Below are 12,756 nucleotides of genomic sequence, written 5' to 3'. Positions count from 1 at the left end.
ATGAACATGTTACTTACAATAATCGTTACTTTTTTTGCAGGTATGGGGGCAGGGCTTGGAACCGGTTTTGCGGGAATGAGCGCCGCGGCGGTCATCAGTCCAATGCTGATCACATTTCTAGGGATGGATCCGTATATGGCGGTGGGAATCGCATTATCCTCGGACGTTCTTGCAAGTGCGGTGTCGGCGTATACATACGGAAAAAATAAAAATCTCGATATCCGAAACGGTATCATCATGATGGTAAGCGTACTTTTATTTACCGTTTTTGGAAGCTATGTGTCAAGTCTGGTCCCATCTGCGGCCATGGGGAACTTTTCAGTCTTTATGACATTCCTTTTAGGAATTAAATTTATCGTGCGCCCGGTCATGACCACAAAAGAGGCGATGCAGGGAGTGTCGGCGGAGAAGCGGGCAGTGCAGTCTGTTATATGCGGTGTCCTCATAGGATTTATCTGTGGTTTTGTCGGTGCGGGCGGCGGCATGATGATGCTTCTGATCCTGACCTCTGTGCTTGGATATGAATTAAAGACAGCCGTTGGAACGAGTGTGTTTATCATGACCTTTACGGCACTTACCGGAGCGGCTTCGCACTTTGCAATCGGTGGTGCACCGGACTGGACCGTATTGATTTTGTGTGTTGTATTTACCCTGATCTGGGCGAGAATCGCGGCTGTTTTTGCCAACAAAGCAACGCCGAAGACCTTAAACCGTGCAACGGGTGTGATACTGGTTATTTTAGGACTTGTGGTAATGCTTTTTTAGTACGGCAAACGGATATTCCGCAGGAACGCGCGAGGAATATTCAGGACAGGCGCTCAAAAAGAATATTGCCCGTGACAAAGTTGTAAGCGCCTCTAAGGTATATTTCAATCCAGACAGATTATCGTCACAAGAGTGCATGAACTTTCGGAACGTCACGGTGTGAAAATGCAGCAGATCGCGCTTGCATGGCACTGGGCAAAAGGTGTTGCATCACCGATAGCTGGTGCAATCGACCATAATCCGGCGGAGGGTGTGATGCTTTTGGATGAGAAGAAATGATGATGTATAGGATTTTGTTTAGTTTCACATATAAAAAAGCAAAAAAATATCTACATACTGTACAAAAATATCAAGAAAATATTAATAAAATCTAAAAAATGTTAAGAATGTGCTAACAATACAAAAATAATACGGTTTTCTTTGTACAAGATTCTGCCTATAATTAAATCATAAAGTTGCAGCGGCAAAGAGGGGCAGCGCAGCAAACAAATTAACCAATTACAGGAGGGTTTCTTATGAAGAAAAAAGTTTTATCCGCAATCGTATGTGCAGCAATGGTATTTTCCATGACAGCGTGTGGCTTACAGTCACCAAATACAGGTGGAAACAGCGGCGGAACAACAAATGCAGCATCAACATCTAATGCGTCCGCAACATCAGATGCAGCAGAAGCAGAAACAACAACTGAGGCAGCATCCTCAGGGGACAGCGCAACAGAACCGGTCGGACCGGCGGTCACACTGGTTTATGCAGAGGTTAACCCGTTAGAGGGAACCATCGTTGGACAGACAGCAACCGCTTTCAAAGACAAAGTCGAAGAGCTTTCCGGCGGAAGCATCACGATCGATATTCAGGCAAACGGTGTATTAGGAGCTGAGTCAGATGTCTTAGATACCATGCTTGGCGGCGGCGGTACGATCGATATGGCACGTATCTCTGCATTCGCACTGACAAGCTACGGCGGAGAAAAATCCAGTCTTTTATCTGTACCGTTCACATTCGTAAACAGAGATCATTTCTGGAATTTCGCTACATCAGATCTGGCACAGGAATTTTTACTTGAGCCGCATGAGAATGGAAGCGGTATCCGCGGACTGTTCTACGGAGAGGAAGGTTTCCGTCATTTCTTTACCGTAAAACCGGTTTCCGGAATGGAAGATCTTGCAGGCATGAAGATCCGTGTATCAAATGACCCGATCATGACAGGCATGGTTGAGGCACTTGGAGCAAACCCGACCGTTGTTGCTATGGGTGAGTTATACTCCGCATTACAGACAGGTGTTGTTGATGCAGCAGAGCAGCCGATCGCAAACTATCAGGCAAATGCATTCCCGGAAGTTGCAAACAACCTGATCTTAGATGGACATACATTAGGAGCAATTCAGGTAGTTATCACAGATGAGGCATGGGATAAATTAACACCGGAACAGCAGGATGTATTAACAGAAGCTGGTGAGTACGCTTCCCAGTACAACCGCAAGATCTCTGAGGAGACAGAAAACAAGATCTTAGACGAGTTAAAAGCAGATGGATGCAACGTTGTTGAAGTAGAGGATATCACACCATGGCAGGATGCATGTAAAGATGTGATCGAAGAGGCAACAAAAGATAACAAAGAGTTATATCAGCAGATTCTTGATATGGCAAACTAAAAGACTGATGTATCAAAGGAGCACAGAGAGAATACCTGCTCTCTGTGCTCCTTTTCTAAAGATGGCTATTTTTAAAGGAGGAAGATGAGTTTATGCCAAAATTTTTTCAGACCGTTGATAAAATAAAACCGGCATATGACATTACATATAAGATCGTTTTATTCATATGTAAATTATTGCTGACGGCAGATCTTGTGATCACAAGCGTCTGCGTTGTCGGAAGATACGTTCCGTTTGTGCCGGATCCGGCATGGAGCGAGGAAGTCGTTCTGACACTGATGTCCTACATGGCAGTATTGTCCGCAGCACTTGCAATCAGAAGAAATGCACATATCCGTATGACGGCATTTGACCAGTATCTGCCAAAATCCGTGATCCGTGCACTGGATATTTTAGCAGATGTGGCAGTATTAATCCTTGGTGTGGTAATGATTACAGTAGGATTTTCCTATGCAGTCCAGATCGGTGCAAAAGGAAATTATGTAAGTATGCCAAGTGTTTCAAAATTCTGGATGTATTTCCCAATCCCACTTGCAGGAATTGCAATGGTGGTATTTGAGATTGAAGCAGTTTATAACCATATCAAAGGAATTTTTGTAAAGGAGGAAAAATAATGAGCGCACAAGGAATTGCAATCGCAGTATTGCTGATCAGCTTTTTAGTAATGATACTCCTTAGATTTCCGATTGCATATGCAGTTGCATTGTCATCATTACTTTGTTTACTGACACAGGGATTGCCGCTTACCACGATCTGTCAGCAGATGGTAAAAGGAATCAGTTCTTTCAGTCTGATGGCAGTGCCATTCTTTATCACGATGGGTGTACTGATGGGCACCGGTGGTATCTCAGAAAAACTGATTGCACTTGCCAATGCCTGCGTCGGATGGATGACTGGTGGTATGGCAATGGTAAATATCGTAGCATCTTATTTTTTCGGTGGAATTTCCGGTTCTGCATCTGCTGATACTGCTTCTATCGGAAGTATCATGATCCCAATGATGGTAGATCAGGGATATGATGATGATTTTTCTACCGCAGTTACCATTACTTCTTCCTGTGAGGGACTTTTGGTTCCGCCAAGCCACAACATGGTTATCTATGCAATGTCAGCAGGTGGTATTTCCGTAGGAAGTTTATTCCTTGCAGGATATCTGCCGGGTGCTTTACTTGCAGTTTCCCTGATGGTAGGTTCTTACATTATCTCAAAGAAGAAACATTATCCAAAGGGAGATAAGTTCAGCTTTAAGGGATTATTGAAACAGATTGGTATTTCTATCTGGGCACTTGCAGCGGTTGTTATCGTAGTTATCGGTGTAGTTGCCGGATGGTTCACCGCAACAGAGTCCGCAGCAATCGCTGTATTTTACAGCCTGATTGTCAGTGTATATATTTACAAAGGACTTGACTGGAAAGGTGTATGGAAATGTTTAGAACAGTGTATCGATACCTTATCGATCGTATTGATCCTGATTTCTACTTCGAGTATTTTCGGTTACTGCCTTACCACATTACATGTACCGGATATGGTAGCAAATGCGATCGTAGGATTTTCAACAAACCCGATCGTGATTGCACTTTTAATTGACTTGATTCTTCTGTTCCTTGGCTGTATCATGGATATGGCACCGATTATCCTGATCGCAACACCGATCTTACTTCCGATCGCAACATCAATCGGCATTGATCCGGTACAGTTCGGTATCATTATGGTATTAAACTGTGGTATCGGTCTTTTGACACCACCGGTTGGATCCGTATTATTTATCGGTTCCGCAGTCAGCGGTGTAAAAATGGAACGTGTCGTAAAGGCAACACTTCCATTCTATATCTGTATGATCATTGTATTAATGTTACTTACATTCATTCCGGAAGTAAGCCTTCTGTTACCGAGAGTATTTGGCGGCTACGGCGGATGATTTTAGAATTACGGGAGGAAATGGCATGACATATCAATTTAAGAGCGAAGTGACCGCAGGAGATTTCTGGAAACTGACAATGAGCCGGACATATCGTTCGGTGGCGGGAGTCTGCAACATGGTCTTTACGGTGGCGATGATTTTATTTACAGCAAAATTTTTCCGTACCTCAGGGGATCTGATGCAGATGCTGATGCTCTTTGGATGTCTGCTGTTTCCGGTGATCCAGCCGATCGCGATCTATCTGAAAGCCAAAGGGCAGGCAAAAACGATGCCGAAAGATGTAGAACTTTCCTTTGACGATGCGGGACTCCATGTGACTGTGGGGAAAGAAAAGGAAAGCATTGGATGGAAAAAGCTGCGGGTGGCAAACGAGCCTGGCATGATGATCGTTTTTTCCGATGCAAGACATGGATATATGCTTACAAACCGTATTTTGGGAGCACAGAAAGAACCATTTTTTGCATTTGCAAAAGAAAGGATCGCAGAGGCGAATTAGTGTATGCGGGCTGGCAGATCAGACAGCTAAATGGAGAAAGAAGCAGGATGGGACAAACAGCTTGAAGAAAAGGATAAAAAAGTGGTGGCAGGAGCTTACCATTCAAAAGAAAATAGCAGTGTTTACCGGGATGGTCTGTGTGACCATCCTGCTTTCCGTTGTTTTTAATGTCTGGGTTGTCCGGTTTTCACTGACCGATTTTAATGGTATTTTGCAGGACAATGCAAAGTGCAGTGAACTGATCCAGGCATTAGAGCAGGAGAGCACACTGTTTGAAAGCTATATGAGAAATCCGGATACGGAGAAAAAAGAAGCGTTAGAGCGTTCCATGAAACGTACAAAACATGCGGTTTATGATCTGCCATTCCAGTATCGCAGGATCGGGGAACTCCGCTATGCAAAAACATGGTCGATCCGCAGCAGCTATGAAGTTTATTGCACTAAAAGAGATGCAATCCTGTCCATGGAAGATAATGTGACAGATTATGTCAGCAGGCTGTATGAAGTTTATGACATGCAGGACTACTTAAAGGATTATGCCGGAACACTTATGAATTATACGATCGAGGAGGGAGATGTTTCGTACCAGAAAAAGGTTCCGACACTGATCAGTGTTCCGCTGGTGGTAATTTTTGCAGGAATCCTGCTTCTTTTTGGAATTGCAGAGATGGCGGCACTGATGAAAGAAACGATCATGGCACCGATTTTTAAACTGGTACATGCATCACAGAAAATTGCTGCAAATGATTTCTTTATCAGGGATGTTGAGGTGGACAACAAGGATGAGCTTGGTGAACTGGTCCGGGCGTTCAATAAAATGAAATACGCCACAGGAGAGTACATTCAGGCACTGGAGGAAAAAAGAAAGACCTTAGATCTTTTGCATGAGGAGGAGCTTGAAAAGTTAGAGACGGAAAAGCGTCTGGAGATGACAAAGCTTGAACTTCTAAAAAGCCAGATCAATCCGCATTTTCTGTTCAATACCTTAAATGTCATCGGTGGAATGGCAAGCCTTGAGGAAGCGGAAACTACTGAAAAAATGATCCGTGCATTGTCGGCACTTTTCCGCTATAACCTGAAAAATCAGGACACGGAGGTGTGCCTGTCACAGGAATTAAAAATTATGGAAGATTATATGTATCTGCAGCAGATGCGTTTCGGAGACAGAATCACATACCGAAAGGATTGCAGCGTGGATGCAGATAAAGTCATTGTTCCGGCATTTACATTTCAGCCGCTGGTGGAAAATGCCATCATTCATGGACTTTCGAAAAAAGAAGAAGGTGGGACTGTCCGGGTACATATCTGGCAGAAAGATGGATTTACGTTTATTACCATTGGGGATAACGGGCTTGGAATGGACGAAGCAGCACTTATGCATCTGCGGGGAGAACTGGAAAAAGAAGATGGAAAGACAGGTATTGGCCTTGGCAATATTTTCCGGCGGATCCGTGCAATGTATCAGGATGGAAATGTAGAAATCTACAGTAAAAAAGATGTGGGGACTGTGGTAAAAATACAGATCAGACATAAGGAAGTGGGGGAGCATGATGTACCGTGTGTTGGTGGCGGACGATGAGCCGATAGAGAGAATGATTGTGGGGAGAACGATAAAAAAATATTTTTCCGGACAGTTAGAAGTTGTGGAAGCCGTAAACGGCAGGGAGGCGGCAAAGTTTTTTACAGAAAAAGATTGTAAGATCGCGCTGCTTGACATTGAGATGCCGGGTGTGAATGGTTTGGAGGCAGCGGAGCAGATCCGGGAGAAAGACAGGGATTGCAGCATTATTTTTCTGACTGCATTTGATGAATTCAGTTATGCAAAACGTGCGATCTCCGTACATGCACTGGATTATCTGCTGAAACCAGGGACTGAGGAAGAACTGGTAGCGGTGCTTGAGGAAGCAATACGGCTGCTTGAGGAAAAGGCAGATGGATCGCAGAAAAATGTCCGGGAAAAGCCTGTGGATATGCAGGAAAAAAAGAAGGATGCAGAACTGGAAAATGGCAATGTCAGGATGAGCGCTGTGGCAGAAAATATCAGACAGTATATTGACATGCACTATAAAGAAGATATTTCTTTACAGAGTGTAGCAGAGGAGATGAATTATTCAGACGCATATTTCTGCAAAATATTCAAACAGTGTTTTGATAAAAGTTTCATTGGATATCTGACTGAGTACCGGCTGGAGAGGGCAAAGCAGCTTCTTGCCGATGTCCGTATCAATGTAAAAGATATCAGCGTAAATGTGGGATACCGGGATTCAAATTATTTTACAAAAGTATTTAAGCGTGCCATGGGAAGTACTCCTACGGAATACCGCATGGAGATTTTAAAACAGATGAACAAAGGGAACACTGCCGGAGGATTGGGATAAATGAAAAAAAGACGAATCTTGATCTTGTTTGCCGCAGTGGTTTTGACCGCTGGATTTTTTCTGTATCACAGGCTGCGCAGCGTGAGAGCTCCCGAATTTGTCCTGTCCTATGCGGAGAACCAGACGGAGGATTATCCGACAACACTTGGGGCAAAAAAGTTTGCCGAGCTGGTCGAGAAGGAGAGCAGCGGAAGAATAAAGATTTTAGTTCAGGCAGAAGGGGAACTTGGTGCAGAGAGCGGTGTGATCGCACAGATGCAGTATGGAGGCATTGATTTTGCAAGGGTTTCCCTGTCGCAGTTAGCAGAGTACATACCGGAATTAAATGTTTTGCAGATGCCATATCTGTATTCTGATTCGGATCATATGTGGAAAGTGTTAGATGGCAGGATCGGTAGTGACTTTTTGGAGAAAGTAAGTAAAAGCGAACTGATTGGCCTTTCCTGGTATGATGCGGGAGCAAGAAATTTTTATAATTCTAAAAAGCCGATCACCTGTCTTGAGGATATGGCAGGTATGCGTATCCGTGTGCAGGAATCGGAGGTGATGGTCGATATGGTGGAGGCACTTGGCGCGACGGCACTGCCGATTCCCTATGCGGATGTTTATTCCGCATTAGAGCGCGGAACGGTGGACGGGGCGGAGAATAACTGGCCTTCTTATGAAGCGATGAATCATTATGAGGTGGCGAAATATTATACAGTTGATGAACACAACCGGGTACCGGAGATGCAGATCTGTTCGAAACATACATGGAACAAGCTTTCGGAAGATGACCGTCAGATGATCTTAGAGTGCGCAAAAGAATCTGCGCTGTATGAGAGAAAGTTGTGGAAAGAACGTGAGGCGGATTCTAAGGAGATCGCTTTGAAACAGGGTGTGGAAGTGGTAGAACTTTCTGCGGCAGAAAAAAAGCGTTTTCAGGAGGCGGTCATGGGCGTGTATGAAAAGTATTGCGCGGACTACATGGACGTGATCGAACAGATTATCGAAGAAAATAATGAGTGAGGAGAAACAGATGGATTTTTTACAGGATAAAATAAAAAAGAAACAGTTTTTATGCAACTACAGTGTTTTTTTGCTGAATGGAATGCTGGCACTTTCGATTGGATCCCTGCTTCCTTTTATCAGGGATGCAAGAGGACTAGATTATGCATTTTGCGGATTGATCGTAAGTCTGCATTCTGTGGGAAATCTGTTTTCTAGTTTTACCGCAGGATTGCTGCCGGTCGCGATTGGAAGAAAAAAGAGTATTTTGTTTTTTAATCTGTTTTTTGCACTTTCGTATGTGCTGATCATTTTCGGAAATCACAACTGGTGCATTGCAATGGCATTTTTCCTGACAGGTGTTGCGAGAGGAGCAACGAGTAATTTCTGTAACACGGCAATCAACAGTTTAGCACCGGGAAAAGCATGGACGATCAATGGACTGCATGCGATGTTCTCTGTCGGGGCATTTTTATTCCCGATTCTTCTGACACTGTTTACGGCAACAGGGGAATCCGGCTGGATCACAGCGTGTTATTTTATGCTTGCGATGGGAATTTTAAGCTGGATATTATACGCAATGATCCCAATGGAAAATGACCGGGTGGAAAAAGAGAAAAAAGACGGCAGTTTCGGATTCTTCTCAGAACCGCTGTTTTATCTGTGCGTTGCAACATTATTTTTCTATCTCTGCGCGGAGCAGGGTGTCATCGGATGGATGATCACATATTTTAAGGATACAGGATTTCTGCCGGCATCCCTATCCCAGATGACGGCGAGTGTACTCTGGGTGATGATTTTAGCAGGACGTCTGACGACAGCCTGGCTGTCCACCAGAATGCAAAAAGAAAAACTGCTGCCGATCATGGGTGCAGGACTTGTATGCTTTTTCTTTTTACTGTTATTCAGCCGCAGTACCGTATGGATCGTGATCGGTATCATGGGTTTCGGGTACAGCATGGCGGGAATTTATCCGACGACGGTTTCCTTTGCAGGAAATCTCATTGAAAAATATCCGATCGCGTGGAGTTTTATTTTAACAATTGCAAGTATCGGTTCGATCGTAATGCCGTCGATCATTGGGAAGATCGCAGAGACAGCAGGTATCTTTTATGGAATGGGATCGATTGTGGTCGTTGTGTTTATCGATATGGTCTGTATTTTAGCGCTGGTGCGTTATCTGAAAAAACAAAATCAATAATATTATACGAGGGGGATTTCATATGAAAACGAAAAAAAATCAGATCTGGAACTTTAACAATGAAATTGATGCAGAAGTTTGCGGCGAGGGCGTGAAGCGCAAAATATTAGCGTACGCCGATGAGATGATGTGTGTGGAGAATCATTTTGAAAAAGGTGCCATCGGTGCACTGCATCATCACCCGCACACCCAGATCACCTATGTGGTGTCCGGTCAGTTTGAATTTACAATCAACGGAGAAAAGAAGATCGTAAATCCTGGCGATGCCCTGTTAAAGAGAGATTCCATCGAGCACGGCTGTGTCTGCCTGAAAGAGGGAATCCTCTTAGATATTTTTACACCGATGCGGGAAGAATTTGTGCAGGATCAGGATTGACAATCCGCGCACAAAATGCTAAAGTACGGTTAATGCGAGGAAGTGAAATAGTAATCATGGAAAGTGTCCAGAGAGAGGACGGCAGGTGCGAGTCTTTCACGGAACATGATGAACCGGTCATGGAGCTGCATACCGAATGGAAACATCAGGCTATGCCGGGTTCTCCCGTTACAGAGATAAGGTATCAATGAAAATTTGTACCGGAGTGCAGGAACATCCTGAAATTAGGTGGTACCGCGGATTAAGATAATTCGTCCTAAGCTGTATTTAGTTGCAGCTTGGGACTTTTTTAATGTACAGGATTCGGATATCAAAAGATGAAAAACACATCTTTTGATATCATCATCTTCCATTTATGCAAACAAAAAGGAGGCAGACAATGAAATTAGAAAAATTAATCGGAGAACGTTTTCGTGAGAGACCGGCAGACTGCGTGATCGACAGCCATGCCCTGATGGTAAAAGGCGGCTACATGAAATACATGGCAAACGGCATTTACTCTTCCTACCTTCCACTCAAACGGATCACATGCAAAATCGAGCAGATCCTGCGTGAGGAGATGGATAAATTAGACGGACAGGAAGTATCCTTTCCAGTTGTGATGCCGGCATCCCTTTGGGAAGAATCCGGCCGTTATGAGAGCGTGGGAGAAGAATTATTACGTTTTACTGACCGGAACAATGCAAAGATGGTGCTTGGAATGACACATGAAGAGGCAGCCGTACATTTAGTGCGCGAATACGCCAAAAGTTACAACAAATACCCATTTATGATCTACCAGATCCAGACAAAATTCCGGGATGAGGCAAGACCGAGAGCCGGATTGATCCGCGTGCGCGAGTTTACAATGAAAGATGCGTATTCCTTCCACACCAGTCAGGAAGATTTAAACCAGTACTACGAAAAATGCCACAAAGCATACGAGCGTATTTTTGAGAGAGCAGGCATCCCGGAGGTCGTATCGGTGGCTTCAGATTCCGGTATGATGGGTGGAAGCCTTTCCCATGAGTTCATGCTTCTTACCCCGGTCGGTGAGGATTCTATCGTGCTGTGTAATGAATGTGATTTCCGCGCAAATATGGAAGCGGCAGAAAATATCTCTGATATAGCAAGAGATGCAGTGCCCGCAGAACTTGAAAAAGTGCATACGCCGGACATTCATACGATCGAGGATATCTGTAAATTTTTCGGGGATGAAACCTGCAATTCCTGTAAGGCAGTTGTATACCAGAAAAATTCGGATGACACCTATGTGGTCGTATTTATCCGCGGCGATCTTGAAATTAATGAGACAAAACTGGTCAACTATTTGAAAGATGAGATACATCCAGCCATCATCACCGAAGAGTGCGGATTAAACGCAGGTTATATCGGACCGGTCGGACTGAAAATAAATGGAGATGCCATCGTTTTATATGACAGATCATTAGAAAACAGAAATAACCTTTCCTGTGGTGCAAATGAGGACGAGTACCATTATAAGGGACTTGATATGCAAAGAGATGTGCCGGATGCAGAATATCATGATTTTGCAAAGGCATATGAGGGCGGTATCTGCCCGAAATGCGGAAAAAAGACGATCCGTATTTCCAGAGGAATCGAGGTCGGAAACATCTTCCAGCTTGGAGATAAATATACGAAAGCCATGAAGATGACTTATGTGGATCAGAACGGAGAGAGCAAAACACCAATCATGGGCTGTTATGGCATTGGTGTCGGCAGACTTGCCGCCGCTGTCTGCGAGGCACATCATGATGAGTACGGACCGATCTGGCCAAAATCAATCGCGCCGTGGCAGGTGCATCTGTGTGCGGTAAGAGCGGACAATGAGGAAGTCAGAAAGTTTGCGGATGATTTGTATGAGAAATTGCAGGAGATGGGGATCGAGGTTATTTATGATGACAGAACCGTGAGTGCCGGTGTCATGTTCTCCGATGCCGACTTGCTCGGTATCCCGCTCCGTGTTATTGTGAGCCCGAGAAATATGAAACAGGGAGTCGTCGAGGTGGCTTCCCGTGACAAGACGCTTCAGACACAGGTAAAAATGGAGGAAGCGGCAGAGCAGGTGAAGAAGTATCTGTGATAAGGTGATATTATTCTGGATAGGAACCCCAATGATTGAGAAAGAGAAAAAGTGGTTTATGAGCCTGATAAGAGGTATACTATTGTTAGTGATGCAGGCTAATTCATGACAATAGAATGTTTGCGGAGCGTGCATTCTATTGTTTATACTGTAGATTGAATAGGAGTGACAGAATGGTAAAAGGTACAATGTTTTCCGGTGAATCAAAAAATATAGAGTCTAAAGTTTCATTACCAGACAAAAGTGAAAAGTACGTGAAAACAATCGTAGCTTTTGCTAATACGCAGGGCGGCAAGCTGATTGTCGGTGTAGATGATAAAAACCATCAGGTTATTGGTGTGGAAAATGATATATTATTTCAGACCATGGATGCGATAGCAACTGCAGTTTCAGATTCATGTATGCCACAGATCATTCCAGATATTGAACCACAGACAGTGGAAGGAAAGACGATTATTATAGTATCTGTCGAGGCTGGAAAAAATCGACCATATTATCTGAAATCAAAGGGAAAAGAAAATGGTACCTATATACGTGTAGCAGGGACATCCAGACAGGCATTTCCAGAAAAGATAAAAGAACTGGAAATGGAGGGTGCTAGAATTTCATGGGATGAACTTACATGTGTGGGATATACAGTTACTGAAGAAGCGACAGAAAAACTTTGTCAGGATATCGAAGTTTTTCGGAAAAAAGCGGGAATGTCAGAATATTCTGTTAAGAAGGAGTAGCTTATTAATTGGAAGATTCTCAAGCAGAGTGAGGGACAATTATTGGCGACAAATGCCTATGCGTTGCTGACATCCGGGTATTTTCCGTTTTCTAAAACACAATGTGCTGTATTTAAGGGGACGGGTCCAGCAGTATTTTTAGATAAGCGGGAGTTTACAGGTCCTA

12 protein-coding genes, 1 pseudogene and 1 other annotated feature are annotated in these 12,756 nt (G+C 43.9%); all 13 genes and pseudogenes read left to right on the top strand.

Annotation, left to right across the window (positions count from 1 at the left end; all coding sequences use genetic code 11):
• The 13 genes and pseudogenes from RIL182_RS12210 to RIL182_RS21295 all read left to right on the top strand — a co-directional run bounded on the left by RIL182_RS12210 (position 1) and on the right by RIL182_RS21295 (position 12,590).
• Positions 1-765, top strand: a complete 765-nt coding sequence (locus RIL182_RS12210; protein WP_006856832.1) for a sulfite exporter TauE/SafE family protein — start codon at positions 1-3, stop codon at positions 763-765.
• Positions 758-904 (top strand): annotated as a pseudogene (locus tag RIL182_RS22325) (aldo/keto reductase); the annotation flags it as partial. The gene RIL182_RS12210 and the pseudogene RIL182_RS22325, both read left to right, overlap by 8 nt.
• Before the next feature lie 376 nt (positions 905-1,280).
• Positions 1,281-2,417, top strand: a complete 1,137-nt coding sequence (locus RIL182_RS12195) for a TRAP transporter substrate-binding protein (RefSeq protein WP_006856833.1) — start codon at positions 1,281-1,283, stop codon at positions 2,415-2,417.
• 92 nt (positions 2,418-2,509) lie between these two features.
• Positions 2,510-3,031 (top strand): TRAP transporter small permease, encoded by a 522-nt coding sequence (locus tag RIL182_RS12190; protein WP_015520365.1) that lies wholly within the window; start codon positions 2,510-2,512, stop codon positions 3,029-3,031.
• On the top strand, positions 3,031-4,335 hold the full coding sequence (locus RIL182_RS12185) for a TRAP transporter large permease (RefSeq protein ID WP_006856836.1): 1,305 nt from the start codon (positions 3,031-3,033) through the stop codon (positions 4,333-4,335). The genes RIL182_RS12190 and RIL182_RS12185 overlap by 1 nt, the downstream gene beginning before the upstream one ends.
• Positions 4,336-4,360: 25 nt before the next feature.
• A complete protein-coding gene (locus RIL182_RS12180) occupies positions 4,361-4,834 on the top strand; it encodes a YcxB family protein (RefSeq protein WP_044998923.1) in 474 nt (157 codons plus the stop codon).
• A 61-nt stretch (positions 4,835-4,895) separates the two neighbouring features.
• Positions 4,896-6,413 (top strand): sensor histidine kinase, encoded by a 1,518-nt coding sequence (locus RIL182_RS12175; RefSeq protein ID WP_242655549.1) that lies wholly within the window; start codon positions 4,896-4,898, stop codon positions 6,411-6,413.
• On the top strand, positions 6,385-7,212 hold the full coding sequence (locus tag RIL182_RS12170; protein WP_172606742.1) for a response regulator transcription factor: 828 nt from the start codon (positions 6,385-6,387) through the stop codon (positions 7,210-7,212). Before RIL182_RS12175 ends, RIL182_RS12170 begins: the two co-directional genes overlap by 29 nt.
• Positions 7,213-8,220 (top strand): TRAP transporter substrate-binding protein, encoded by a 1,008-nt coding sequence (locus RIL182_RS12165; RefSeq protein ID WP_006856837.1) that lies wholly within the window; start codon positions 7,213-7,215, stop codon positions 8,218-8,220. It begins immediately after the preceding gene.
• Between the two features lie 10 nt (positions 8,221-8,230).
• On the top strand, positions 8,231-9,400 hold the full coding sequence (locus RIL182_RS12160; RefSeq protein ID WP_242655550.1) for an MFS transporter: 1,170 nt from the start codon (positions 8,231-8,233) through the stop codon (positions 9,398-9,400).
• A 22-nt stretch (positions 9,401-9,422) separates the two neighbouring features.
• Entirely contained in the window at positions 9,423-9,776 is a 354-nt protein-coding gene (locus RIL182_RS12155) for a cupin domain-containing protein (RefSeq protein WP_006856839.1), read from the top strand.
• A 28-nt stretch (positions 9,777-9,804) separates the two neighbouring features.
• Positions 9,805-10,038: a binding site (T-box leader), on the top strand.
• A gap of 117 nt (positions 10,039-10,155) precedes the next feature.
• Positions 10,156-11,859 (top strand): proline--tRNA ligase, encoded by a 1,704-nt coding sequence (locus RIL182_RS12150; RefSeq protein ID WP_134523328.1) that lies wholly within the window; start codon positions 10,156-10,158, stop codon positions 11,857-11,859.
• Positions 11,860-12,032: 173 nt separating this feature from the next.
• Entirely contained in the window at positions 12,033-12,590 is a 558-nt protein-coding gene (locus tag RIL182_RS21295) for an AlbA family DNA-binding domain-containing protein (protein ID WP_006856904.1), read from the top strand.
• The last annotated feature ends 166 nt before the right edge of the window (positions 12,591-12,756 follow it).

It is taken from the genome of Roseburia intestinalis L1-82, assembly GCF_900537995.1.
GTDB classification, from domain to species: domain Bacteria; phylum Bacillota; class Clostridia; order Lachnospirales; family Lachnospiraceae; genus Roseburia; species Roseburia intestinalis.
The sequence above is the reverse complement of the archived record's forward strand: the minus strand, read 5'-3'. Positions and strand labels throughout refer to the sequence as shown.